Genomic DNA, 24766 nt, shown 5'->3' with positions numbered 1-24766 from the left:
TTATTTGCCAATACAGAATGAGCTGAAGATATTGCCTAAAAGATCGTCAGAGGTAAATTGCCCTGTGATTTCGCTTAACGCGTTCTGCACTAATCGTAATTCTTCAGCTAATAATTCGCCTGCTAAAAATCGGGTCAGTTGGGTGTGTCCACGTTCTAAATGTTCGGCTGCAGTTTCTAGTGCTTGTAAATGCCGACGTCGAGCTAAAAATCCCCCTTCTGTTGAGCTTTGATAGCCCATTGATTTTTTTAAATGCTCACGCAATAAATCAACCCCTTCTTTTGTTTGAGCAGACAGGCGAATCATAGTGAAATCATCAACTTGAATTAATCCCTCAGGCTCTCCTGATAAATCAACTTTGTTGCGAATCACGGTAACAGGCATATTTGCAGGTAGTTTTGCTAAGAAATCAGCCCATTCACTACGGAATTGATCCGCTTGTTGCTCAGTGCTATCAATCATTAATAAAACCTGATCAGCTTGAGCTATTTCGTCCCACGCACGAGCAATACCTATTCGTTCAACCTCATCGTAGGCATCACGTAAGCCTGCTGTGTCAATAATGTGTAGCGGCATTCCATCAATGTGAATATGTTCACGCAACACATCACGGGTTGTGCCTGCAATGTTGGTGACGATTGCAGCCTCTCGTCCAGCTAAAGCATTGAGCAAGCTTGATTTTCCTGCATTTGGGCGACCTGCAATTACCACTTTCATACCTTCACGCAAAATGGTACCTTGTTTTGCTTCGTGACGAACAGCATTTAATTGAGCAATAATTTCGTGTAATTTTGCCTCAATTTTACCATCGGCTAAAAAATCTATTTCTTCGTCAGGGAAGTCGATAGCTGCCTCTACATAAGTGCGTAAGTAGATGACAGAATCCACTAACTTATTGATTTTATGGGAAAATTCCCCTTGTAGTGATTTTAAAGCGGAGCGAGCCGCTTGTTCGCTAGTGGCATCAATTAAATCGGCAATCGCTTCTGCTTGGGCAAGATCGAGCTTGTCGTTTAAAAAAGCTTGTTCGGAAAATTCGCCTGCACGAGCAATGCGTAGCCCTTTGACTTGCAAAATGCGTTTGAGTAACAAGTCTAAAATAACTTGACCGCCGTGCCCTTGTAGCTCCAGCACATCTTCGCCAGTAAAGGAATTAGGTGCTTTGAAAAATAGTGCAATGCCTTGATCTAACACTGTGCCGTCTTCATCTTTAAATGGCAAATAGTTGGCTATGCGGGGGGATAATTTTTTGCCTAATACGGCTTCTGCCACATTTTCTGCCAGTGGACCAGAAACCCGTAAAATACCAACGCCCCCTCGACCAATCGGGGTGGCTTGAGCAACAATAGTGTCTTTCATTTTATATCCTTGAATAGTTACAAGCGGTCGAATTTCATCAAAAATTTGCAAAAAGTCAGCAAAATAGTACCGCTTTTAATAGTGGTTATAATACCGAAACCAGGCCCAAAGGTAAAACAAAAGCCGATTGCTCGCCTTAAGCCGAAAGAGTAGAATATCGCTCCTTATTTAAACAATTTAGCTCAATTTAATGACTTTAGAAAAACTATTACTCGTTCGCCGATTTATTTCTACTACCGCATTTTTTTCTATGCAAAGTGTGTTTTTCTTTTATTTAGAAGGAAAAGGATTAGATAACGCACAAATTGCTTTTTCACTCTCATTACTGCTGTTTTGTAACCAAGCGTTGGCTATTTTTGCTGGCATTTGGGGGGATCGCTATGGTTTAGCTAAGATGATGTTACTAGGCTGCTTATTGGATGTTGTCGCTTATATGCTGTTTTTAGCGGCAGATAACTATATCATTTTGCTGATGGCGACAACGTGTTTCGGCTTAGGCAGTTGCTTGTTCGGCACAAATGCGAGAGCTTGTTTACTGGCTCTTGCAGGTAATGAATATGCCACAAAAACGCGTTTACAAGGTAAATACTTAAAAGTCACCAGTATGTCTTCAATGTTAGCACCGATTATCATCATTCCATTTATAAAATTTGAAATGATTGATACGCTGATTTGGATTTGCTTTGTTTTGGAGGCGGTATTATTTGCGTTTATGGTTAAACCATTTTCTGCGGTAGAAGGCATTAGTGGTGGAGTGAAATTTCAATTTTCGCACATTAAAAAAATTGTGACCAAAGAGTTTTTATTTGCTCACTTAATGTTATTTGTGCCACTTAGTGTGGCTTCTTCGTACTTTATTATCTTTCCGTATCTGTTTGATAAAGTGCTAAATGCACCGGAACATTCGCCGATTGCGTTATTTATTAATGGCATTTTAACGGTAAGTTTGCAATCTACATTTTCGCGTAAAATCAACTTAACTAAAAAGCAACTGGTTCGGGTTTCGCCTTTATTAGCGGTGGCGATTATTGCCCCTTGGTTTGTTGCGGTGAAATTTGCTACCTTAATCGCTGCCTATATTTACACTGTGATTTTCACCTTTGTTGAAGTTTTCGCTCTCACTGCAATGGCGAATTTATTGGTGAAGTTTGATAACGGTACGCATCGAGGGTTTATTTTTGGCTCATCAAGGTTGATTTTATCAATCACAACGGTTATTACGATGAATTTAGTACCCGTGATTTTTTTTGTTTAAGATAACAAGCGGTCGTTTTTCACCAATTTTTGGCAAATAAAAAGCCGTTAGTGAACAGGAACTCATTAACGGCTTATTTATTTTTATTTATTCCATTGGCGTTTGGAAGTTATCATAAGTTAATCCCAATTTTTGACGGGCGGCTTCTGCTTGTGAGCAAGGATAAAAATTGGTTACAGCTGAGCGTTGTTCGTGTTTGCTGTAGTGGTTGCCAATTTGTTTTACCTTCTCCACACATTGATTGTAATCTTGTTTCAACAGATCTGGATTTTTAGTGTAGTTTTCAATAACCGCTTGCTCTTTGGATCTTAAGACTTTTTCAAATGCTCTTTTTACTCTTAATGGCTTCTTGTTGCTGAAACTAGCATATTCAGATTGTTGCTGTTCTAATACAGGTAAATCTTGAGTTTCAAAGGCTTTTTCAGCTTGTTCGCCTAATGCAGTTTCCCAAATGGAGCAAGCAGAAAGTGGACGCTTGTCTTTTGCACAGAAGGCTTTTTCTTGTTTGAGTAATTCATCATAAGGCAGTTTCATTAACTCTTTTTTGCCAAGCTCTACATTTTCTAGATGAATTTCTTCGATAGCTTTACAAGCATAATTATCTCGCGGTATGGCAAAACTCGTTTTACTAAATTGGTTAACATATTTTGCACAATCTGAATTTACAATATAGTGAGCTGAGGCTTTCCAGTCTGATTGCCCTAGTTCTTGTTTAATTTTTGCCTTTTCACGGTCAATTTCCTCTCGTGCTTTTGCTTCAGCTGCCTTACGTTCTTGCTCGGCTTTGATTTTGCGATCTTCTTTGATTGCATCAATAGCAGCATGACATTCTGCATCTTTTTGGAGAGCTTTGGCCGCATTTTCATCTTTCTTTTGCCAAGCCTCTATGGCTTTATTTTCACATTCAGTTTTTTTTGCTTCCGCCTTATCAATATTTTGTAAATAGTAGGCTTTATCTTTTTCGGAACAGCCAGTTAATGCAAAGGTTGTGGTAATAATGCTTGCGAAAATTATTTTTTTCATCGATTTCTCCTTATATGAATGAAAACAATAGTATTATATCATTGTTTTTTTTTGTGCGATTTGATGTGATTTTTTAACCGTTAAACGGTACGATAGCCATATAAAAGCCCTGTAAGTTTTTGATCTGCCCCCAAAAAGTTAGACTGTTATTTAAAGGACTGATGTCGATATTGTATCGGACTCAGTCCTTTTAGTTTTAGTTGGATTCGTTCTTCATTATAGTAACGAACATATTCATTGATGACTTGTTCCAGTTCATCAATACTCTCAAACGTTTTTTCGTAAAAGCATTCTGTTTTCATTCGCCCAAAAAAGCTTTCCATCGCCGCATTATCTAAACAATTCCCTTTCCCAGACATACTTTGCTGAATACCATTTTTAGCTAATAGACTCTGATAACGATGCATTTGATAATGAAAACCTTGGTCTGAATGTCATATCAGATTTGCATTTCTCGGGAGCTTTTCGACCGCTTGTCATAACATTTTCTGTACAAGCATACCATTTGGGCTACGGCTCATTTGATAAGCGACCAATTCATTGTTAAAGCAATCTAAAATCGGCGAAAAATAGAGCTTCTCTTCTTTCACTTTAAATTCGCTAATGTCTGTCAGCCATTTCTCATTCGGCTTAGTTGCACTAAAGTTTCTTTGTAACAGATTTGGCGCGATTTTGCCTTGTTCTCCTTTATAAGCGTTATATTTACGTTGTTTCTTCGACCTAACTTGTCAGCCCATTACTTGAATCAAGCGTTGAACTCGTTTGTGATTCACATCGCCTAATTTTGCGGTGACTCGGCGATAACCATAGTGAGGCTCTTTCTGCTTAATTTCACAAATCCGTTTTTTGAGCTCACTGTCTTTGTCTAATTTAGGGGGTTGATGATAAAAGAATGTACTTCGAGCCAGCTTTGCTATTCGCAGAAGAATAGCTAACGGATAGTGTTCTCTTAACTTTTGGATTGTTTCTGCCGTTTGGCTTCGCCCCTTTTGATTATCTCGTCTAACTTTTTTAGATAGGTTACCTCTGCTTCTAGTTCTAAAATACGCAAGCGTAGGCGGTCTTCTTCTGTTTTAGGCGGTGGCGGCATTTTCGCATAGTGAGGCTTCATACTCGGGCGACCTTTGGATTTTGGTTGGAGTCCATTTATACCGCTTTTCCGAAAGGCTTTCAACCATTGGCTGATTACCCCGCTATTGGAAATACCAAAATGAAGAGTCGCCTCTTCAGCAGAAAATAAACCATCAAGGATTGATTTAATCACCTGAAACTTAAATTCTGGAGAGTAAGCTCTTTTACAATGGAGGACAGCTAACCCATTGATACCTGAATATTTATATTGAGCAATCCAACGTCTCACTGTTTTACTAGATAAATCAAAATGATGAAGTGTTATAGGAAGATTTTCGTGATGTTCAACATAGAAATCCACGACTTGTTGTTTAAAAATTTGGGGGTATTTAGTCATAAAAAATCTGCACCTTAATCAGTTGGAAAGTGAGTCTAACTTTTTGGGGTCAGATCATTTTATTTACAGGGCTTTATTTTAAGGTAGAATCTTAGCTAACCACAATCTTAACTTTAAACTTAAATAGCTGGTGTAACCGGTGGTATGGTTAAAAATTTTCCCATCTTTGATAATTAAAATAGTCGGTGTAGCTTGAATATCCCAGCCTTGAGAAAATTCTCCTGTCGGGTCGTTAATAGTTGCAAAGGTGTAGCCGTTTTCATTGAGATAGCTTTGTACCTCAGCATCATTACCTGATTTTAAGGCGACTCCTAGCACTTCTGTGCCATTTTCGGATAACTGTTGAATGTTTGGTGAAACCACTTTACAAAAGTGGCACCAACTTCCCCAAAAATAGAGCAACATCGGTTTTTCGTGACTAAGTTGGGCAATAATTTTCGGTTGATTTTGAATATCATAATGCACTTGTTGTTCAAATTGGGTTGGGGTAGCGGGGGCTCTGTACCAATCGACAATAAAACTGAGCACGATAAATAAGCCACCAAAGACGAAAATATTTTTCATTAAACGAAAAATGAGCGATTTCTTTTGAGTCATAATGTGATTTAGCTAAAAGCGACAAAAAACCTGTGAATGTTGCTCTACAGGCTTTTTGTTGTTAATGAGATTACAGAATATCTAATAATTCTACTTCAAAAATTAAGGTAGCGAATGGGGGAATGGATGCACCTGCACCACGTTCACCGTAAGCTAATTCATGAGGAATGGTTAAGCGCCATTTTGAGCCAACGGGCATTAGTTGTAATGCTTCTGTCCAACCACGAATTACGCCATTTACAGGGAATTCTGCTGGCTGACCTCGTTTTACTGAGCTGTCAAACACTGTACCATCAATTAATGAACCAGTGTAATGAACACGTACGGTTGAGGTTGCTGTGGGTTTCTCGCCTGTGCCTTCAGTTAAAATTTCGTATTGTAAACCGCTGTCAGTAATGATGACGCCATTTGCTTTTTTGTTTTCTTCTAAAAAGGCTTTGTTTTCTGCATCAATCGCTTTAAAGGCTTCTGCTTGAGCGGCTTCAGCACGCTGACCTAACTCTTGTAATGCAGTTGTTACTTCGTTGATGTTAATTGCAGGCTCATTGTTATTTAATACATCGTAAATACCGCGAGCAACCGCTTCTGCATTTACGTCCATACCACTGCTTAAAAGTTGCTGACCGATTTGTAAACCGATGCCATAACCGCCTTTTGATTCTAATGAGTCTAATGTAACTGAATTGAAATCTAATGCCATTTTTTGTTCCTTATAAATTGAATTTTGTATTAAAAATAAATACGGATAGTTAAATGGGGGCAAAAATTGAAAATACAAGATAAGAAAGATCAAGCGGTTAATTTTTTGCAAAATTTTGCAAGAAAATGACCGCTTGTTTTTTCCAACTCTTGAATCTGCTAAACTAGCAGGCAATGATTTCTCACGAACCAAACAATCAATGACGAAAGAACTCTCCGCTCACACCTGATAATTAAGGCTATGTTGCTTGATTTACAGGGGGTGGCACGCTTTTGAAATGAAAAGCTACATAATAACCTACACTTATGTAGCTTTTATTGTTAAGAAATGAAGTTATCTCTGAAGAGGAGGGATAAAATGCCTGATAGTATTATCGATTATCATTGGGTATTTAGCCCATTCAATATTAAGTATAAACTTACTTTTGCATTTTTCAAGAAGTCTGTTCATTTTAAGCCTTGTGTTCCGATTCTCCTTTTTATCTCCATTTTCTTTATTCTGCATATAGGAACTTATAGCTAGAGGAAGGCTTTTCTCTTGTTTTATATAATGAAGAAAATCTTGGAATTTAAATGCTATTTTTGCTCTCCTATAAATAAGAATTTGATTAAATGGATTCTCCAACATTGAAACCTCTGATAATAAGAGAGGTTTCTGGGCTAAAGGCTTTATTCTTAATTCTAATCGGGTAATGTGTTGCTTAATATGCTTTTTCTTAACTCTTATGTTCTTTTCACAAACATCACTAATTTTTACAACCTTTAATTTCTCATATACTAAAAGATAATTACTAGAACGTTTAGAACCAATAGCGTAGTTGTGCTTACAATTATCTTTATTATCTAAGAAATTTTTCCCTGTTTTGGCATTAGGAATTGAGAAGTAGAAATTTTTTAAAAACTTCTTGCCGTGTATATCAAGAGTCATATCCATTCGGGTTATTTTACCATTTTGGAAAAGCATATCGATAGCTTCTCCTCCAATATGTTTTTTTAACCATTTAATCACATTCGGTATATCATTCTTCCTTGCATATTGCGGAGATAGCTCAAATCTAACTGCTGGGGTACTAAGTTTTCTTGAGAAATCGTAGGATAAAAGCATATAGAAATCTGGGTTTCTCATAGAGGTAATCTTAATACAACGTCTATAATGTTTAACTTTAATTTGAGATACATTATAGTTACTAGATTCAATAACAGTTAGCCTATCGAACTTCTTATATATATCCCAAAAGTCTTTAGCTGGGGTTATATCTGAAACAAAAGAAAATTTATCAATTCCCATATAAATAGGGTATTTGTAGAAAGAACCTACATAGATAAAGTTATTTTTTCTATAAACAGCATTTATATTCAATAATACAGCATTTTTCATAATTCTTTTCCTATTGAGTTTTAGTGTTATTCAATAAATATGCTTGTAGCGTGCTAATAGAGTGACTAGAACTTGAAGTACACACCTCCTTTCTATTTACAATCCATTCATCAATTTCTTCTTCTAACCACGCAACCGCTCTTACTGAAAGTTTCTTTGGTTGTGGAAAATCAGATGATTTGATCAAGCGATAAATAGTTGATTTTGATAACGTTGTTTTTGCCATTACTTGGCGAAGTTTTATGAGTTGCATAGCTACCTCGATAGTTATCAAAAGGCGGGATTACCTTTTGTCGAGATGCATTTACAAATATGGAAAATTAGTCTGAACTAGCTGGATTTTTGCTTTTTTTATGGGTTGAAAACTGACAGTCAGTTAAATTTAAAGAGGGATTAATATGCACAAGAATTTAGTAGGTCAGACTGCTGAGCAAAAAAGAAACTGCAAAGAGCAAAAAAAGCGGAGAGAGGACATCAAAAAGAAATTCCCTAAGACGATAACTTACTATACCTATGGACCTATCAATAAGAAGATTGAGAAAAGAGCTAAGAGATTTACTGCAATTTTTGAAAAATTAAAGATTAAATACAGAAAGAGTGAGATAAAATCACTGGCTATTACTTACTATATCCATACCTATAAAAAAGAAAGTTTGGAAAAACTATTCTCATTTATATATAAAAAATTAGTTAAAAATGAAATTGGTATAGATGACTTAATTCCATATTTAGACCGGAAATTTCCCGAAATAGAAACAAGGTGGAATAAAAAATTGGTCATTGAGTATCTACTACTTAAGAAATAAATGATATGAAGAATACTGATGTTGGTATGATTTCTTTTAGATTTACACTTTCAATAGAACAGCTATCAAAAAGCATTAGTTTTTCATCTTTATAGTTATGAATTAAGCTCCAATGAGAGTTTGTTGAGAATAGCACGATAGTATTAGGCTGTTCTATGTGGGATAAAATAGCAGAAAGTAATTTTGAACGCTGTTTTATTGTAGAGGGGGTAATTTTGATATGGTTATGGATGTTAGTTATATGGTTTAGCAGATATTTCATTTGATAAATATCTATCCCACCAGTAAGGAGATCATACATTCCCCAATTATTCATATAAGCAAGAAGTAACTCATTAAATAATGGTTTTCTCCTGAGTTTTTTGTTTGATACGAAATAAACAGCATTAACGATACTATAAATTCCACATAAACAATCTAGCTCACCTTGTAATAGTGCTTTCATATTTAACTTTAAGTAGTGGTTATATATACATATTTTAACATATAATAAATAACCTACAAAACAGTCTCCAAAAACACTAAAAGCCCTCGTTTTTTATCTGCACTTAAGCGATCTAAATGCGAGTTTAGTCGATTTCGTATACTGTCTTCTGATACAGGAATAAAACGATGGTTATTACCGTCTTTTTGTTCTGACATACAATCAACAAAAAACCATCCAATTTCAGTATTTAATGCAGTAGCGATTTCCACTAAATGAGCCACATTGATCTTATTTTCTCCACGTTCATAGCGAGAAAGTTGTTGTTGAGCTATGCCGATTTGTTCAGACAATTCTGCAGCACTGAACCCAAGCTCTTTTCGCTTTTGCTGAATTCGTTTTCCTACCAATCTGTCTGTTTCTGTTACTGAAAGTTTCGACATTACTCAAGCCCTAATTTATCTTTTATTACTATTTTGTTATTGTTTTACTCTTTTAAAAATATCGGTTATAGTATCTTTTGGTTTTTTTATTTAATTAAGGATTTTTTATGAAACACGTACTTGCATTAATTCATTGGTTTGGTCCGTTTGAGTTAGATAAAGTTATTGGTTCAGAATGGGGAGCTAAAAAGGGGTTATATCTAATTACTGGTAAGCAAAAAGGAGATCGAGTGGCAAATATTCAATATTGTGGTAAAACAGAATACCAAACTTATGCTAAGCGTTTAGGTAGGCATCATCGAGCACATTTTATTACTAGGGAGAGAGAAATTTGGTTAGGTTTATTACCTTCGGTTTCTGACGAAGAACTCTCGTATTACTTAGATAAATCTGAAAAATTACTTACTTATTATTTAGAACCTACCATCAATAAAAAAAATACTCGAACGATTCCGAGCCCTATTACACTTATTAGTTATTGGTTTAAGTCTTCTGGAGAAGAGCGTGAAAAACGTATCTATCTTGCCCAACAAGGAATTGATGATGTGATTTCTTGGAATGGCGAAGTATTTCGTACTAGTAACCTACGTATTACTAATAATGACGAGTAATTTTATATGCAATTATTAGAAGATTTGGATATTGTTGCTGAAGTTCTAGAGTATGAAGAAGGAAGTGATAAATCTGTATGGGGAGAGCCTTACCTATGCGAGATAAAATTTGACAGTAGTACCGAAGAATTAAGGATTAAAATTGAGTATGAGCTAGATGATGGTCAGCCGACGACTTTCGTAACATTTATGGGTAAACGAGATCCTTCTAATCCATTAGCTTTTAATTTAATTTCAAATAAACCCGATGTAGATAATTCTACAATACAGCTAGAGACTTCATTTGATGGAGAGTTTTGGTATTTTGAGGGTTACTTTTATGCCCACAATGATGGAAAAATAGAGTGTAGAGATATTTATATCAACCAAGTTGAGCCGTAGGAAAACGACCTAGATTTTTTTAATTAACCATCCAGAGGTTTTTTATGTTTTTAGACAATCTGTTATTACCGATAGACTTATTAGAGAAGGATTACAATGTGAAGTTACCTGATATGGAGAAAGCTCTATCTACATTGGGTATCACGAATGCCAATATCAGTTACATTGTCGGTCCAGTGGTAATTACTTACCATATCAAATTAGAACTTGATAGCCTAGAAAGTAACGTAATCAATCAACTTTCTAATCCTAAGAAATGGGCAGAAATATTGAATGTTCGTGTAGTAAGAATGATTCCGAGTGATTTTGGTACGTTCTCTTTGGAAATTCCACACAATAACCGCCATACAATTTCACTAAAAGATGTGATCTGTTCAGAAGCTTTTATCGGCAGTAATGCTAAACTACCGATAGCTTTAGGCGTAGATACAAAAGGTGAGCCTGTTGTAATTGATTTAGCCAAAACTCCTCATTTACTGATGTCTGGGCAAACGGGCGGTGGTAAATCACTTGGAGTGAACACGATGATTTTAAGCCTCTTGTTTAAACTTTCTCCAGAACAAGTTCGCTTTATTATGATTGATCCTAAAGTGGTGGAGCTTTCTATTTATAACGATACTCCACACTTATTAACGCCTGTGGTAACCGATATGAAAAAGGCAGCCAATGCGTTACGCTGGGCGGTAGAAGAAATGGAGCGCCGCTATATTTTAGTAAGCCATCTACAAGTGCGTAATATTGAAGGCTACAATGCGAAAATTGACCAAGCTGCGGCGATGAACTTACCAATTCCTGATCCAACTTGGAGACCGGGCGACTCAATGGATAGCTTACCGCCGCCACTACAGAAATTGAGCTATATTGTGTTAATTGTGGACGAGTTTGCCGATTTAATGATGTCTGCTGGCAAAGAAGTAGAAGAGTATATTATGCGATTTGCCCAAAAAGCAAGGGCAGTAGGTATTCACTTAATTCTTGCAACACAACGCCCTTCAACGGATGTAATTACAGGAGTAATTAAGGCAAATATCCCAAGCCGAATTGCGTTTACCGTTGCCAGCCAAATCGATTCAAGAACAATTTTAGATTCTGGTGGTGCGGAGGCCTTATTAGGGAGAGGCGATATGCTTTACTCTGGAGAAGGTAGTCCTGATATTATCCGTGTACACGGTGCGTTTATGAAAGACGACGAAGTGCAACGTGTGGCAGCTAACTGGCGAGCAAGAGGCAAACCAAATTATCTGGATAGCATTGTGGAATCAAAATCAGAGGATAATGATGCTAAAAATGACAATGCAGGCGGCGAGTTAGATCCGCTATTTGATGAGGTGGTGGAATATATTATTGAGACTGGTTCTGTTTCTATTAGTAATATTCAACGCCGATTCTCACTGGGCTTTAACCGAGCGGCGAGAATTGTCGATCAAATGGAAGCTCAAGGCATTGTTTCCGAGCCGGGCAAGGGCGGAAAGCGAGAAGTGCTGGCGAGATAGAAACTTCCTATTCTTGTTCTGTTAGTAAATCATCTAGGTAATCTGCCCACTTTTGTAGCCAAATCCTACATTCTTTATCATAAGAATGTAGGTTATACGTTCCTTCAATCCCTTTCTTTGAATGACCTAGAATTGCTTCGCCCACTTCATTTGGACAGCCTAACCTTGCCAAACCAGTACGAACCGTTCTACGTAGATCGTGTGGAGACCAGTGGGCAATATCTAGCATCAAACCGTTTTTTCTGAGTGTCCAAGTCCTTTCTGTTAGGTATTTTTGCTGAATTGGTTTTTCTTGTAATCTCATTTGAAATAGATATTTAGTAGAACGATCAAAGGTTTTTATTAGTTCTACTGCTTGAGTAGATAATTGAACATAACGAGATGTACCAGTTTTAGTTTCTCGTAAGAAAATCGTTTTCATCTCTAGATCAATATCATCCCAAGATATCGCACAGATTTCCCCTGTTCTGCAACCTGTTAAGAGAGTTAATAGGAAAACATTCTGTATTTTTTCCGTAAAACGTGAATTTCTTATCCATCTTAAGAATATCTCAAGCTCCCGATGATCAAAGGCTCTTGTTCCCTTATTATTAGTTAGCTTAACTGCTGTCATTCTTAGGCTTTCTTTTGCTAAAAATGCAGGATTAACAAAGTTTTCATCAAACTTATCTAATCCAATTGCAAAACGATAGGCAGAAATCCATTCTCGTAGCACATTACCTGCTTGAACTTGAGCGCCTCGCTCATTTACGATTCTTAAAATATGTTCTGCAATTTCTTTTCTCGTCATTGAAGATGCTAATCTATCCCCAAAGGGAATTACTACATCATTATGTAAAGTTCGGCGAACTTCATCTTGCCCTTTTGGTTTCCTTGCCCCAGCAATTAAACGCCCATTTTTACTATAATGATCTTCAATATATTGGGATAAATAGAGTTCTATAAGATCTTTAACGTAAAATTGTTGCTGTTTTTCTTTACTGGCTTGTTCTTTCTTGTAGGCTTTTAGTTCTGTGGCAGGGCAGCGACCAGCAAGCCGAATATGTTTTAACTCTTTAAGTTGTTTCCTTGCATCTGCTAAACTAACAGTAGGGAATGAACCTATTTTCACTTGCGTAAGTTTCTTTGTTATCGGGCTTGAATAACGATAAAAGAAAGTTTTTATACCAGTTTTACCGCAGGTGACTCTTAATCCTGAGTATTCCCCAACATCGGCTTTATCCTGATCCTTAGGTTTCATCATCTCAATTGTTTTTGTTGTTAATGGCTTTTTTACATCATTACTCATAAAATAGCTCCTTGAAAGAAAAGTGCTTATTTGTGTACATATATTATACTACGGGTTATGATAACCTACAAATAAACCTATATTTAAGCATAGGTTTTTATGAGACTTTATGGAATCTTAAGAAACGATATAGATCCTATATGTTTGATAAAATCATTTAATATCAATATATTAACTAATACAACAAGATGAATTTAAACGAAAAAAACACACAGCATACCCCAATGATGATGCAATATTTGCAACTTAAAGCCCAAAATCCTGATATTTTATTATTCTATCGAATGGGCGATTTTTATGAGCTATTTTATGATGATGCAAAAAGAGCAGCTGCATTGTTGGATATTTCATTGACCAAGCGTGGGCAGTCGGCAGGCGAGCCGATTCCGATGGCGGGTGTGCCGTATCACGCGGTGGAGGGGTATTTAGCAAAGCTGGTGGCATTAGGCGAGAGTGTAGCGATTTGCGAGCAAGTGGGCGACCCTACCACTTCAAAAGGACCAGTTGAACGCAAAGTCGTTAGAATTGTAACGCCAGGAACAGTGAGTGACGAAGCCTTGTTACCTGAACGTCAAGACAACTTGGTTGCAGCGGTATATGAAGAAAAAGGCACTTTTGCGATTGCTTCTTTAGATATGACTTCTGGGCGGTTTTTAATGAGCGAATTGCCGAGCAAAGAGGCGTTGGCGGCGGAATTGCAGCGTTTACAGCCAGCGGAAATCCTGTATGCAGAAGATTTTTCGGCTGCGAGCATTTTAAACAATTATAAAGGTTTACGTCGTCGCCCTGTTTGGGAATTTGAATTGGTGACAGCTATTCAGTTATTAAATCGCCAATTTGGTACGCAAAGCCTCGCTGGATTTGGCGTAGAAAAAGCTGTGATAGCACTTTGTGCGGCTGGGTGCGTGTTGCATTATGCCCAAGAAACTCAACGCACCGCATTGCCTCATATTAATTCCATTAAATTGGCACAACATAGCGATACCATATTATTAGATGCAGCCACTCGCCGTAATTTAGAGCTAACACAAAATCTCGCAGGTGGCACAGAAAATACGTTAGCTGCGGTGTTGGATAAGTGTGTTACCCCGATGGGGAGCCGTTTGCTCAAGCGTTGGATTCATCAACCGATTCGAGATTATGCCAAACTAGAAGGAAGGCAGCAGACCATCGCGGCGTTTGTTCAATATGATCGAGTGAGCGAGCTGCAACCTTTGCTGCAGCAAGTAGGCGATATGGAGCGGATTTTAGCACGTGTTGCACTACGATCGGCTCGTCCTCGAGATCTTACTCGTTTACGCACCGCATTAGCACAATTGCCTGAAATTGCAAAAAATTCGCAAAATCTGACCGCTAGTTTAGATAAGTTGTTATCTCAAGTCGCGGATTTTAGTGAGCTACACGATTTGCTTGAACGTGCGATGATTGAAAATCCGCCACAGCTTATGCGTGATGGTGGTGTGATCGCCGAAGGTTACAATGCCGAGCTTGATGAATGGAGAGAGCTTTCAGACGGAGCAACGCAATATTTGGAGAATCTGGAAATTCGTGAGCGTGAAAGCACAGGTATTGATTCCCTTAAAATCGGTTTTAATGCAGTACACGGCTACTATATTCAAATTAGTCAAGGGCAGGCTCACAAAGCCCCTATTCACTACGTTCGTCGCCAAACGCTTAAAAATGCCGAGCGGTATATTATTCCTGAACTTAAGACCTATGAAGATAAAGTATTAAAGGCGAAAGGGGCATCGCTTGCATTAGAAAAACAACTTTATGACGAATTGTTCGATATTTTGATGCCACGATTAGGCGAGTTACAACTGGCGGCAATGGCGTTATCAACGCTTGATGTGCTGACTAATTTGGCTGAACGAGCGGAGAGTTTAAATTATGTTTGTCCAACATTTAGCCAAACGAGAGTGGTTAATATCAAAGGTGGAAGACACCCTGTGGTTGAGCAAGTCTTAACGGATCCATTTATTGCTAATCCAGTATTTTTGAATGCCCAGCGTCATTTATTGATTGTAACGGGTCCGAATATGGGAGGGAAAAGCACTTATATGCGACAAATTGCATTGATTACGCTAATGGCGTATATCGGCAGTTTTGTGCCAGCAGAAAGTGCGGAGATAGGTCCGATTGATCGCATTTTCACTCGTATTGGTGCTAGTGATGATTTAGCTTCTGGACGTTCAACCTTTATGGTTGAGATGACTGAAATGGCGAATATTTTACACCAAGCCACAGAAAAAAGCCTTGTATTGATTGATGAAATTGGGCGAGGTACGTCCACCTATGATGGTTTATCGCTTGCTTGGGCGTGTGCGGAATGGTTAGCGAAGAAAATACAATCTTTAACCCTCTTTGCTACCCACTATTTTGAGTTAACAGGGCTACCACATCAATTTAAAGGTGTAGCAAATGTACATTTAGATGCACGTGAACACAACGATACGATTGCCTTTATGCACTCAGTGCAAGAGGGGGCTGCAAGTAAAAGTTATGGCTTGGCGGTAGCAGCACTTGCAGGTGTGCCAAAGCAGGTTATTCAATTGGCAAAACAACGTTTGGCACATTTAGAAGAAATCTCCCACCAAACCAAACAAGCCAATGAACACCCACAGGCGGATTTGCTTTTTGCAGCTGACTTCTCCGATGATTTGCAAAAAAATGATGACAAACACTTGTGTTTGAACGTTGGCTTTGCCAACGGCTCCGAAGGCACGAGCGTAGCGAGTAATATTCGACCGCTTGCAGAAGAAAGCGATCTAGAAAAAGCCCTTAAAGCAATCCAACCCGATGAACTCACGCCAAAACAAGCGTTAGATGCGTTATACCAATTGAAGAAGTTATTAGATAATTAAGCAAAATCGCCCCTTAAACAGGGCGGTTTTTGCTTAGAACGTATGGGAAAATTCAATGTAAACACGATTTTTATCATAGTTATAAAAAGCGTGATTACTTTTTACTTTGTTATATTGCCAGGTTAAACGAGGCGTAATCCCTTTAAAATGTAAAGCTCTATGCCAAAGGCTTACTTGCACACCGTATTCTTTATTACGTTGAGTAATTAGGAAAATTGGCATTGGAGCACGATGTTGCTTGCGGGCGTAGCTGACACTTAATTGGCTAGAAAGTCCATTCTTCCACTCTTGCCCCCAACCTAGAGATATTCCTTTGCGAATAAAGCTGTCATCTAAATCTCTCGTGCTATTGCGGTTAAAGTTTGCCCCAACAAACCAATATTGCTGGCTGCTTGGATAATAATAAACGCTTGGGGAAATAAAATGATAATTCCCATCTAAGTGCTTGCGGCGTGTGTAACGCTGCTCGGCATACTCATAAGTGATAGATGATTGCCATTGTGGCGTAATCCAATATTGCCAACGGGTATTTACCCCTCTTGCATTGGAATAACGTTTAGTGCTTTCACTTTGAGTTGAACCACCTGCATACCACATTTGCTCTAAGAATGGTAAAACAGTGATTTTCTGTTTTGCATTTTGATAGCCTAATCCAAAGCTTTCTCTTAGCGAATATTCATTATATTTTTTGTTATTCCAATAATATTTTCCATTACCATTTAGATGAAATTCGTGGAAGATACCATTTCCCCAAGACCATTTCTTTTCCACGTTAACGTTAAGTCCAACGCCTTGTGCGGATTCTTTTCTTGGTGCGGTCCAGCCATTATGAGTGATGCCTGAAGCAGGGGCATTATTAATATTCGGATCGTTTAAAAAAGTTAAACCGCCTTGAAATATCCACCTATCTTGTTTATTGATTGCAGCTAAATAATGATGGATGATATTTGCAATTTCTGGCGGTAATTTATCCGCTTGTAATTTGTGAAATTGTGCTTCTGCTGCTTCATTTTCACGATTCTCAAAAAGAGTCACCGCAAGCTGCATACGGATTGGCTGATTTTCAGGATAATTGGCTAACAACTCTCGATAGAGCTTGATAGATTGAGCGTAGTTTTGCTTTGCTCTAGCCTCAACGGCTTTTGCCCATTGCATTATTTCTCTACTTTGCTCAGCAATAGACAATTTTTGATAAATAGGCAGCAAAAAGAGCACATCTTCCGCATTTCCTGTGATCAAGGTAGAGAGCATTGCCGAATTCAGTAAATGAGGTTGTTTAAGTAACTCTTGTTTTGAAAGAGAAATGGCTTTATCACTATGTTGTATTTGGGGCTGTGATTTCGATACTTTATGCTCGGGTCTTTCAAACGGTTGATTTTGTTGCATTCGCTGGCTATCTATTTTCTCTTGAATTTGAATTGGGGCAGCGGCGGTAAAAGCAAAATGTGAAGTTAAGATTAACGAAATAGGAATGATTTTTTTCATAGAGAGTTATAAAAGAAAAGGCTATTTAAAATAGCCCTTAATAGTTAAAGTTGGCATTAAATAGAGTATGCCGAATTTGTATTCTCTTGTAAATAGATAAAAAAAGACCCTTTTTTATACTTGAGCAATTTCACTTAATTAACAATCTCAACGACTTCTCTCACTAATTCACTGATCTTTTCCCATTTTTGTTCTTTAATTAGTGATTGCTCTACAAACCAAGATCCTCCACAAGCTAAGACGTTTGAGATAGTAAGATAATCCTTGATATTAGCGAGGCTGACTCCACCTGTTGGCATCATTTGTAAGTTGCTGTAAGGGCCTAATAATGCTTTAATCATTTTGGCTCCGCCACTTGCTTCTGCAGGGAAAAATTTGACCGCTTGTATGCCAAGCTCAAGTGCAGCTTCAATTGCCATTGGGTTATTTACGCCTGGGATAATTGGTAAGTTTAGATCTTGGCAATATTGCACGATATTTGGGTTAAAGCCTGGTGTAACAATACAATCTGCTCCAGCATTTTTAGCTGTTAAGACTTGCTCTTTGGTGAGTACTGTTCCTGCGGCTATTAATACTTCTGGATAGTTTGCTTTGACTAACTTAATCGCCTCTTCAGCCGCAGCCGAGCGGAAAGTAATTTCCACCACAGGTAAGCCATTATTGGATAAGGTCTTCGCAAGCGGTAAAATATCTTCCGCGTTGTCTAGTGCGATGACAGGGACAACTTTGAGTTCTCTTAATTTTTCTACGATTTGTTCGGTGGTATAACGCATTTCTAACCTCTTTATGTTGTATGCAAGCGGTCATTTTTGTCAAATTTTTTACAATAACAACCGCTTATATTACTGTGCAAACTGCTGTTTTAGATGGGCGGTGGCTGATTTATCAATAATTGCCCCTTTGTGCTGAATCACAATACCTGCAAGGGAGTTGCCTTGTTGGCAGCAAGTGACTAAATCTTTGCTGAGCAAATAGCCGTTAAGGAAACCTGCATTGAAAGAATCGCCTGCGGAGGTAGTGTCAACCACATTCTCAATGGGAATAGTTGGCACAAAAATTTGCTCATTGTGAGTTTGAACAGTTGCCCCCCGAGAGCCTTGTTTGACTACGATGGTTTCAATACCATATTGCGCAAGGCGGGTAAGTGTGTCTTGCTCGTTTGTATCACCCCAAAGTAGGTGTTCATCATCAAATGTAACGAGAGCTAAATCCACTAAATCGAGCAAATTAGCATAATACCGTTGAGCCGTTTCGGTACTTTTCCACAGTTTTGAGCGGTAGTTACTATCAAAAGCGATTTTCACGCCTTGTGTTTTCAGTGCATGCAGTTGCTCAATAAGCTGAAAACGGTCATTCTCAGACAGAATAGCCAATGAAATACCGCTAAGATAGACCATATCGGTTTCTGCTATTGCATTCAGGGCTTTCGGGTAATCAGCGTGTTGCAACAGATAACGAGCAGCGGACTGATTTCGCCAATAGAGAAACGTCCGTTCCCCTTGTTTATCCAACTGAATGAGATAAAGTCCAGGCTGGCGGTGTTCATCACGCAACACAAAATCAGTATTGATATTATCCGCCTGCCAAGCGTCCAGCATACCTTGACTGAGTTTATCTGTGCCAAGAGCGGAAATATAACGCACTTCAATCTGCTCAGGCGGAGTCACCCGAGTCAGATAAGTGGCGGTATTCAGCGAATCACCGCCATAAGTTTGATACATATTCCCAAACGGCTCGCCATTTAACTCAATCATACATTCCCCGATGATGGAGAGTTTTTTCATTGTTATCTCCTATTTGAAATAACGTTTTGCGTTACTGTAGCAAATATCTTTTACCATAGTGCCAAGTAACTTCAGATCATTTGGTGCTTCGCCTCGTGCTACCCAGCCGCCAATCATTTCACATAGGATTCTGCGGAAATATTCGTGGCGGGTATAGGATAGGAAGCTGCGGGAATCGGTTAGCATTCCAACAAATTGGCTGAGTAAACCTAATTGTGAAAGCTGCTGTAATTGGCGTTCCATTCCATCTTTTTGGTCATTAAACCACCAACCTGAACCGAATTGGATTTTGCCTGCAATGCCACCTGTTTGGAAATTGCCGATCATACTGCCTAACATTTCGTTATCACGAGGGTTTAAGCAGTACAAAATGGTTTTTGGTAGTTGGTCGGTTTGATCCATATTGTCCAATAAGCAAGAAAGTGCTTCAGCAAATGGACGATCGCCAATCGAATCAAATCCTGAATCTGCACCCAATAATTTGAACATTCTCGTATTATTGTTACGGATTGCCCCAATGTGCATTTGCATTACCCAATTTCGTTTATGATATTCTGTACCTAACCAAACTAATAAAGCGGTACTAAATTGAGCGATTTCCTCTTCTGCAAGCGGTTGATTTTGTAATCTTTTTTGCAAAATCTGATCGAGAGTTTTTTCATCAGGAATAGGTGTAAAACGGACGATTTCAATACCATGATCAGCAGATTTACAACCCTGTTGATCAAAATGCTCAATGCGTTTTAGTAAGGCTTGTTTTAATTTATCAAAGGTATTGATCTCAATATCGGTCACTTTACCTAACTGTTCAATGTAATCATTGAATAACGGTAACTCAATTTTGAATGCACGGTCTGGTCGGAAACTTGGCACTACTTCAATATCAAACGTGTTGTCTTGGGCAATCGCTTTGTGATGTTTTAGTGAATCAATAGGATCATCAGTTGTACCTACTAATTTCACATTCATCTGCTGCATAATGCCACGAGCTGAAAATTCAGGCTGTTGCAGTAATTCTTTGCCTTGATGCCAAATTTTTTCTGCTGTTTCAGGCGAGAAAAGCGTGTTCGTAATGCCAAATGGACGGCGTAATTCTAAATGTGTCCAATGGTAAATTGGGTTACCAATACATTTTGGTACAGTTTCCGAAAATGCTAAGTATTTACTGTATTTATCTGCATCACCAGTGATTAAACGCTCTTCAACGCCTGCTGAACGCATTGCCCGCCATTTATAGTGATCACCTTCTAACCAAATTTCGGCTAAATCATTAAATTGACGATTTTCTGCGATTTCCTTTGGATTTAAGTGGCAGTGATAGTCAAAGATGGGCTGATCTTTAGCATAGTCGTGATAGAGCTTTCTAGCGGTTGGCGTTGAGAGTAAAAAATCTTCATATAAAAATTGTTTCATATAAACCTCGTTAGGCTATACACCGCTATAAGCAGAAAAACCACCATCTACTGGAATAATAACACCATTTACAAAGCTGGAATATTGGCTATCAACTAAGAACAGTAATGCACCTAATAATTCTTCTGGTTCACCAAAACGTCCCATTGGCGTATTCGTTAAGATTTTATTCGCTCGAGCAGTTGGGTTACCTTCGCTATCAAAGAGCAGTCCACGATTTTGGTTACTGACTAAGAAACCTGGTGCAATTGCATTACAACGAATCCCCACTTTTGAGAAGTAAACGGCAAGCCATTGAGTAAAGTTGCTGATAGCAGCTTTGGCTCCAGAGTAAGCTGGAATTTTGGTTAATGGCGTGAAAGCATTCATACTCGAAATATTGACGATATTTGCGCCCTCTTTACCAATCATATCTTTTGCGAAGACTTGGGTTGGTAACAATGTACCTAAGTAGTTTAAGTTGAAGACAAACTCAATACCACCTTTATCCAATTCAAAGAAAGATTTAGTATTTTCTGGCAAATCTACCTCGTGAAATTCATTATCGGTAGTTGCTTTCGGATTATTACCACCTGCTCCGTTGATTAAAATATCACAAGTTCCTAAATCAGCAGTAATTTGGTCGCGTACGGCTTTAATATTATCTAATTCTAGAACGTTAGTTTGATACGCTTTAGCAACTCCACCTTCGGAAGATATTTCATCAGCTATTTTTTGTGCAGCTTCTAAATTTAAATCAAGTAAAGCAATCTTTGCTTTGGTTTTTGCTAATTCTTTGGCTAAGAATGCACATAAAACGCCACCAGCACCTGTTACGACGACGACTTTATTTTTTAAATTGTGGTTTTGTGCAATATTCATTAATTTATCCTCTTTATTTATATTCTTATAAAAATCTATTGCTACCTTAGGTGGCAATAGATTTTTGTGTGTTTTAACTATTTAGCTGTTGGTGCTAGGGCATCAATTTTTTCTACTAAGCTGCCAATTACAGGATCTGCTTTTACTTCATCTTTCATTGGTTTAGTTGCATCAATAAATGGTTGTTTTTCAACGGTAATGAATTTAACTCCCATTTGTTCTTGTGCTTTTTTCTTCTCTTCTTCAATCATTTTCGTCCATAAATCTTTATGAGACATCATTGAATTATCCGCTGCTGTTTTTATTGCCTTTTGTTGTTCAGGTGTTAATTTAGCCCAAGTTTTTTCACTAATTAGTAGAACATCAGGAATCATAGTGTGTTCATCTTGGCTAAAGACTTTTGACACTTCACCATGGCGAGCAAGTGTTAGTGCTGTTTCGTTATTTTCTGCAGCATCGACTACTTTTTGCTGTAAGGCTGTATAAAGTTCACCATATGCTAAAGGTGTTGCTGAACCGCCAAGAAGCTCCATCATTTTTACAGCACTTGGGCTTGGTTGAACACGAACTTTTAAGCCTTTCAAATCAGCTGGCGTTCTGATTTCTTTATTTGCATAGAAACTACGAGCACCACCATCATAATAAGTTAAACCTAGGAAACCTTTACCTTTAGAAGCTTCTAAGATTTTTTGACCTACTTCGGAATCTTTTAATGCTGCGTAGTAGTGATCTACGTTATGAAATAAGTACGGAATATTAAATGCACCATAAGATGGCTCAAATGATTCCATTTCACTTGCATTTGATTTCGCCATATCTAGTGAGCCTGCTTGCAGTAATTCGATAGATTCACGTTGTGTTCCTAGCTGGCTATTTGGATAGATACGAATTACAATTTCTCCATTCGTTAATTCTTTGACTTCATCTGCCATTTTTTGCATAGAAATATGAACTGGGTGAGTTTTATCATTATTGTGATTTAGTTTTAATGTTGTTTTTGCTGACGCAGAAAATGCTAAACCTAGTGATAAAACAGTTGCTAATGAAGTTGAAAGAAGTGTTTTTTTAGTGAACATATTGAGTTCTCCTAGATAAAGTTAAAATTTCAAAATCTACAATTCGTTAATGTATCCATTAGTTGAATTGTTAATCTATCATACAAAGCTATTTTTTACATATCAAACCAAAATTTCTAAATTGGTGATCCAGATCACAAAATTAATAATTTTTTATTGCAAAAAATAACTATATTGAGCAGAATTGGTTTACCAATTTTGTTTATTGAGTCATTACTTGTTAAAGAGGGTTGTATGGATAATTTTGTATCTAAGATTGATAAAGCATTATCTGCCTTATGTGTCATCATCAGTATTCTTCTTGTTATTTGTGTTGTTTGGCAAGTGTTTTCACGATTTGTATTACAGGACCCGAGTGTCTATACCGATGAACTGGCCCGTTTTTCATTTATTTGGGTTGGTTTAATTGGAGCAGCTTATGCGTTTGGTCAGAAAAAACATTTAGCTATTGATTTATTAGCAACAAGATTAGAATCTTCGCCAGATAAATTAAGACGCCTAAATTTTGTGGTGAACTTAATTAGCTTGTGTTTCATAGTGCTAGTTATGTGTTATGGAGGCATTAAATTAGTGGTCTCTACAATAAATGCGGGGCAAATTTCCCCTGTATTAGGTATAGAAATGGGGTTGGTTTATAGTGCCATTCCATTAAGTGGTTTCTTTATGTTGGTTTATGTGATTCGTGATTTATTTACGTTAGCTAAACCAGTATCCTCATTAAATTAATATAAGGAGAACATATTATGGAATGGTCAGTTGTTCTTGTACTTTGTTCTACATTCTTTCTCTTCCTTTTTATTGGTGTACCAATTTCATTCTCTATCGGCTTAGCATCTCTAATTACTGTAATGATGTCTGTACCTTTTGATGCAGCAATTACTGTAATTACACAGAAAATGGCTTCTGGCTTAGATAGTTTTTCATTGCTTGCAATCCCATTTTTTATCCTTGCAGGTAATATTATGAATAGAGGTGGTATTGCTTTACGTTTAATTGAATTTGCAAAAGTAATAGGTGGGCGCTTGCCAGGTTCTTTGGCTCACGTAAACGTGTTAGCTAATATGATGTTTGGTTCAATTTCAGGTTCTGCAGTTGCATCTGGTGCAGCAATGGGGGGAATTATGTCTCCATTACAAAAGAAAGAAGGTTATGATCCTGCATTTTCAGCAGCAGTAAACATTGCTTCTTGTCCAACAGGGTTATTAATTCCACCAAGTAATACTTTTATCGTTTATTCATTGGTAACTGGTGGCACATCAATCGGTGCATTATTTTTAGCTGGCTATATTCCTGGTATTTTAATGGGATTATCGATTATGTTGATTATTGGTTATATTGCTAAAAAACGTAATTACCCAGTTTCACTGAAACCAACTAAATCTGAGGTGTTTAAGAAAACTTTAGATGCGTTACCAAGCCTTGGTTTAATTGTTGTTATTATGGGAGGGATAATCGTTGGTATTTTCACAGCAACTGAAGCATCAGCTTTTGCAGTTGTTTATACCCTTATTCTTGCTGTATTGATTTATCGTGAGGTATCAATTAAGGAATTGCCGAAAGTGATTTTAGAATCCGTAGTTACTACTGCAATTGTATTGCTTTTAATCGGCACATCAATGGGAATGTCTTGGGTAATGGCAAATGCAGATATTCCTTATACTATTAGCGATGGTTTATTGGCAATATCAGATAATCCAATCGTGATTCTCTTAATCATCAATATTATCTTATTGATTGTAGGTGTATTTATGGATATGACACCAGCATTACTTATCTTTACACCAATTTTCTTCCCTATTGTTACCGATTTAGGTATGGATCCTGTACATTTCGGTATCTTAATGGCATTTAACTTATCAATTGGTATTTGTACGCCTCCAGTAGGTAGTGCCTTGTTCATTGGTTGTTCTGTTGGTGGTGTGAGAATCAATCAGGTGATCAAACCATTACTACCTTTCTATGCAGTCTTAATCTTAGCATTGTTATTAGTAACTTATGTGCCTTCATTAAGCCTTGCCTTACCACAATTGCTATTAGGTTATTAATCCAGGAATAGTC

At 37.7% G+C, this 24766-nt stretch carries 22 protein-coding genes and 2 pseudogenes; 8 read left to right on the top strand and 16 right to left on the bottom strand.

The window, feature by feature from the left end:
- The gene (gene mnmE / locus HV560_RS02145; RefSeq protein ID WP_176812818.1) at positions 1-1359 is read right to left on the bottom strand and encodes a tRNA uridine-5-carboxymethylaminomethyl(34) synthesis GTPase MnmE; all 1359 of its coding nucleotides are present in this window, start codon (positions 1357-1359) and stop codon (positions 1-3) included.
- Positions 1360-1549: 190 nt separating this feature from the next.
- On the opposite strand from mnmE, the gene HV560_RS02140 reads away from it, so the two are divergent.
- Positions 1550-2614: an MFS transporter gene (locus HV560_RS02140; protein ID WP_176812052.1), complete on the top strand. Its 1065-nt coding sequence runs from the start codon at positions 1550-1552 to the stop codon at positions 2612-2614.
- A gap of 87 nt (positions 2615-2701) precedes the next feature.
- Here HV560_RS02140 and HV560_RS02135 read toward each other — a convergent pair whose 3' ends face one another.
- The 6 genes and pseudogenes from HV560_RS02135 to HV560_RS02110 form a co-directional block, all read right to left on the bottom strand.
- Positions 2702-3637, bottom strand: coding sequence for a hypothetical protein (locus HV560_RS02135; RefSeq protein WP_176812051.1), 936 nt, complete (start codon positions 3635-3637; stop codon positions 2702-2704).
- Between the two features lie 146 nt (positions 3638-3783).
- A pseudogene (locus tag HV560_RS02130) lies at positions 3784-5105 on the bottom strand (IS3 family transposase).
- Between the two features lie 78 nt (positions 5106-5183).
- The gene (locus HV560_RS02125) at positions 5184-5702 is read right to left on the bottom strand and encodes a protein disulfide oxidoreductase (RefSeq protein ID WP_176809461.1); all 519 of its coding nucleotides are present in this window, start codon (positions 5700-5702) and stop codon (positions 5184-5186) included.
- Positions 5703-5772: 70 nt separating this feature from the next.
- Positions 5773-6402 carry a BamJ family beta-barrel-assembly machinery protein gene (locus HV560_RS02120; protein ID WP_176812050.1) on the bottom strand — a complete coding sequence of 210 codons (630 nt, stop codon included), beginning with the start codon at positions 6400-6402 and terminating at the stop codon, positions 5773-5775.
- A 333-nt stretch (positions 6403-6735) separates the two neighbouring features.
- Positions 6736-7779 carry a hypothetical protein gene (locus tag HV560_RS02115; RefSeq protein ID WP_176812049.1) on the bottom strand — a complete coding sequence of 348 codons (1044 nt, stop codon included), beginning with the start codon at positions 7777-7779 and terminating at the stop codon, positions 6736-6738.
- Between the two features lie 10 nt (positions 7780-7789).
- The gene (locus HV560_RS02110; protein WP_176807775.1) at positions 7790-8032 is read right to left on the bottom strand and encodes an AlpA family transcriptional regulator; all 243 of its coding nucleotides are present in this window, start codon (positions 8030-8032) and stop codon (positions 7790-7792) included.
- Positions 8033-8177: 145 nt separating this feature from the next.
- Between HV560_RS02110 and HV560_RS02105 the strand changes: the two genes are divergently transcribed.
- Positions 8178-8585, top strand: a complete 408-nt coding sequence (locus HV560_RS02105) for a hypothetical protein (protein WP_159628786.1) — start codon at positions 8178-8180, stop codon at positions 8583-8585.
- Here HV560_RS02105 and HV560_RS02100 read toward each other — a convergent pair.
- Both HV560_RS02100 and HV560_RS02095 read right to left on the bottom strand, forming a co-directional pair.
- A complete protein-coding gene (locus tag HV560_RS02100; protein ID WP_176807774.1) occupies positions 8575-9030 on the bottom strand; it encodes a hypothetical protein in 456 nt (151 codons plus the stop codon). The genes HV560_RS02105 and HV560_RS02100 overlap by 11 nt on opposite strands.
- A gap of 53 nt (positions 9031-9083) precedes the next feature.
- Positions 9084-9452 (bottom strand): helix-turn-helix domain-containing protein, encoded by a 369-nt coding sequence (locus HV560_RS02095; protein ID WP_176809463.1) that lies wholly within the window; start codon positions 9450-9452, stop codon positions 9084-9086.
- Between the two features lie 107 nt (positions 9453-9559).
- Between HV560_RS02095 and HV560_RS02090 the strand changes: the two genes are divergently transcribed.
- From HV560_RS02090 to HV560_RS02080, 3 genes and pseudogenes are all read left to right on the top strand, one after another.
- The gene (locus HV560_RS02090) at positions 9560-10063 is read left to right on the top strand and encodes a hypothetical protein (RefSeq protein ID WP_176807772.1); all 504 of its coding nucleotides are present in this window, start codon (positions 9560-9562) and stop codon (positions 10061-10063) included.
- A 6-nt stretch (positions 10064-10069) separates the two neighbouring features.
- Positions 10070-10444 carry a hypothetical protein gene (locus HV560_RS02085; RefSeq protein WP_176807771.1) on the top strand — a complete coding sequence of 125 codons (375 nt, stop codon included), beginning with the start codon at positions 10070-10072 and terminating at the stop codon, positions 10442-10444.
- A gap of 347 nt (positions 10445-10791) precedes the next feature.
- A pseudogene (locus tag HV560_RS02080) lies at positions 10792-11937 on the top strand (DNA translocase FtsK); the annotation flags it as partial.
- 7 nt (positions 11938-11944) lie between these two features.
- Here HV560_RS02080 and HV560_RS02075 read toward each other — a convergent pair.
- The gene (locus HV560_RS02075) at positions 11945-13225 is read right to left on the bottom strand and encodes a tyrosine-type recombinase/integrase (protein ID WP_176812048.1); all 1281 of its coding nucleotides are present in this window, start codon (positions 13223-13225) and stop codon (positions 11945-11947) included.
- Positions 13226-13413: 188 nt separating this feature from the next.
- On the opposite strand from HV560_RS02075, the gene mutS reads away from it, so the two are divergent.
- Entirely contained in the window at positions 13414-16089 is a 2676-nt protein-coding gene (gene mutS, locus HV560_RS02070; protein WP_176812047.1) for a DNA mismatch repair protein MutS, read from the top strand.
- Positions 16090-16122: 33 nt separating this feature from the next.
- On the opposite strand, the gene HV560_RS02065 is transcribed toward mutS, so the two are convergent.
- The 6 genes from HV560_RS02065 to HV560_RS02040 form a co-directional block, all read right to left on the bottom strand.
- Complete coding sequence (locus HV560_RS02065; RefSeq protein WP_176809467.1) at positions 16123-17574, bottom strand: surface lipoprotein assembly modifier; 1452 nt, start codon at positions 17572-17574, stop codon at positions 16123-16125.
- Between the two features lie 134 nt (positions 17575-17708).
- The gene (locus HV560_RS02060; RefSeq protein ID WP_176812046.1) at positions 17709-18347 is read right to left on the bottom strand and encodes a bifunctional 4-hydroxy-2-oxoglutarate aldolase/2-dehydro-3-deoxy-phosphogluconate aldolase; all 639 of its coding nucleotides are present in this window, start codon (positions 18345-18347) and stop codon (positions 17709-17711) included.
- A gap of 69 nt (positions 18348-18416) precedes the next feature.
- Positions 18417-19358, bottom strand: a complete 942-nt coding sequence (locus HV560_RS02055; protein ID WP_176812045.1) for a sugar kinase — start codon at positions 19356-19358, stop codon at positions 18417-18419.
- Positions 19359-19367: 9 nt separating this feature from the next.
- The gene (gene uxaC, locus HV560_RS02050; protein ID WP_176812044.1) at positions 19368-20771 is read right to left on the bottom strand and encodes a glucuronate isomerase; all 1404 of its coding nucleotides are present in this window, start codon (positions 20769-20771) and stop codon (positions 19368-19370) included.
- Positions 20772-20786: 15 nt separating this feature from the next.
- A complete protein-coding gene (locus HV560_RS02045) occupies positions 20787-21632 on the bottom strand; it encodes an SDR family oxidoreductase (RefSeq protein ID WP_025247015.1) in 846 nt (281 codons plus the stop codon).
- Between the two features lie 77 nt (positions 21633-21709).
- The gene (locus HV560_RS02040; protein ID WP_176809471.1) at positions 21710-22708 is read right to left on the bottom strand and encodes a TRAP transporter substrate-binding protein; all 999 of its coding nucleotides are present in this window, start codon (positions 22706-22708) and stop codon (positions 21710-21712) included.
- A 234-nt stretch (positions 22709-22942) separates the two neighbouring features.
- Between HV560_RS02040 and HV560_RS02035 the strand changes: the two genes are divergently transcribed.
- Both HV560_RS02035 and HV560_RS02030 read left to right on the top strand, forming a co-directional pair.
- Positions 22943-23434: a TRAP transporter small permease gene (locus tag HV560_RS02035; RefSeq protein WP_176809472.1), complete on the top strand. Its 492-nt coding sequence runs from the start codon at positions 22943-22945 to the stop codon at positions 23432-23434.
- Between the two features lie 17 nt (positions 23435-23451).
- Positions 23452-24753: a TRAP transporter large permease gene (locus HV560_RS02030; protein ID WP_176812043.1), complete on the top strand. Its 1302-nt coding sequence runs from the start codon at positions 23452-23454 to the stop codon at positions 24751-24753.
- Positions 24754-24766: the final 13 nt, after the last annotated feature.

The sequence above is a fragment of the Mannheimia pernigra genome, from assembly GCF_013377995.1.
GTDB lineage: Bacteria > Pseudomonadota > Gammaproteobacteria > Enterobacterales > Pasteurellaceae > Mannheimia > Mannheimia pernigra.
Note: the sequence above shows the minus strand (reverse complement) of the source record. Positions and strands in the feature narration are given on the sequence as shown.

Bases quoted from the DNA above. Each gene is read 5' to 3' on its own strand.
- HV560_RS02045 (WP_025247015.1), bottom strand. From the start codon at position 21,632: ATGAATATTGCACAAAACCACAATTTAAAAAATAAAGTCGTCGTCGTA.
- HV560_RS02075 (WP_176812048.1), bottom strand. From the start codon at position 13,225: ATGAGTAATGATGTAAAAAAGCCATTAACAACAAAAACAATTGAGATG.
- HV560_RS02060 (WP_176812046.1), bottom strand. From the start codon at position 18,347: ATGCGTTATACCACCGAACAAATCGTAGAAAAATTAAGAGAACTCAAA.
- HV560_RS02090 (WP_176807772.1), top strand. From the start codon at position 9,560: ATGAAACACGTACTTGCATTAATTCATTGGTTTGGTCCGTTTGAGTTA.
- HV560_RS02125 (WP_176809461.1), bottom strand. From the start codon at position 5,702: ATGACTCAAAAGAAATCGCTCATTTTTCGTTTAATGAAAAATATTTTC.
- HV560_RS02100 (WP_176807774.1), bottom strand. From the start codon at position 9,030: ATGAAAGCACTATTACAAGGTGAGCTAGATTGTTTATGTGGAATTTAT.
- HV560_RS02120 (WP_176812050.1), bottom strand. From the start codon at position 6,402: ATGGCATTAGATTTCAATTCAGTTACATTAGACTCATTAGAATCAAAA.
- HV560_RS02105 (WP_159628786.1), top strand. From the start codon at position 8,178: ATGCACAAGAATTTAGTAGGTCAGACTGCTGAGCAAAAAAGAAACTGC.
- mnmE (WP_176812818.1), bottom strand. From the start codon at position 1,359: ATGAAAGACACTATTGTTGCTCAAGCCACCCCGATTGGTCGAGGGGGC.
- mutS (WP_176812047.1), top strand. From the start codon at position 13,414: ATGAATTTAAACGAAAAAAACACACAGCATACCCCAATGATGATGCAA.
- HV560_RS02110 (WP_176807775.1), bottom strand. From the start codon at position 8,032: ATGCAACTCATAAAACTTCGCCAAGTAATGGCAAAAACAACGTTATCA.
- HV560_RS02135 (WP_176812051.1), bottom strand. From the start codon at position 3,637: ATGAAAAAAATAATTTTCGCAAGCATTATTACCACAACCTTTGCATTA.
- HV560_RS02055 (WP_176812045.1), bottom strand. From the start codon at position 19,358: ATGAAAAAACTCTCCATCATCGGGGAATGTATGATTGAGTTAAATGGC.
- HV560_RS02095 (WP_176809463.1), bottom strand. From the start codon at position 9,452: ATGTCGAAACTTTCAGTAACAGAAACAGACAGATTGGTAGGAAAACGA.
- HV560_RS02040 (WP_176809471.1), bottom strand. From the start codon at position 22,708: ATGTTCACTAAAAAAACACTTCTTTCAACTTCATTAGCAACTGTTTTA.
- HV560_RS02065 (WP_176809467.1), bottom strand. From the start codon at position 17,574: ATGAAAAAAATCATTCCTATTTCGTTAATCTTAACTTCACATTTTGCT.
- HV560_RS02030 (WP_176812043.1), top strand. From the start codon at position 23,452: ATGGAATGGTCAGTTGTTCTTGTACTTTGTTCTACATTCTTTCTCTTC.
- HV560_RS02035 (WP_176809472.1), top strand. From the start codon at position 22,943: ATGGATAATTTTGTATCTAAGATTGATAAAGCATTATCTGCCTTATGT.
- HV560_RS02140 (WP_176812052.1), top strand. From the start codon at position 1,550: ATGACTTTAGAAAAACTATTACTCGTTCGCCGATTTATTTCTACTACC.
- HV560_RS02085 (WP_176807771.1), top strand. From the start codon at position 10,070: ATGCAATTATTAGAAGATTTGGATATTGTTGCTGAAGTTCTAGAGTAT.
- HV560_RS02115 (WP_176812049.1), bottom strand. From the start codon at position 7,779: ATGAAAAATGCTGTATTATTGAATATAAATGCTGTTTATAGAAAAAAT.
- uxaC (WP_176812044.1), bottom strand. From the start codon at position 20,771: ATGAAACAATTTTTATATGAAGATTTTTTACTCTCAACGCCAACCGCT.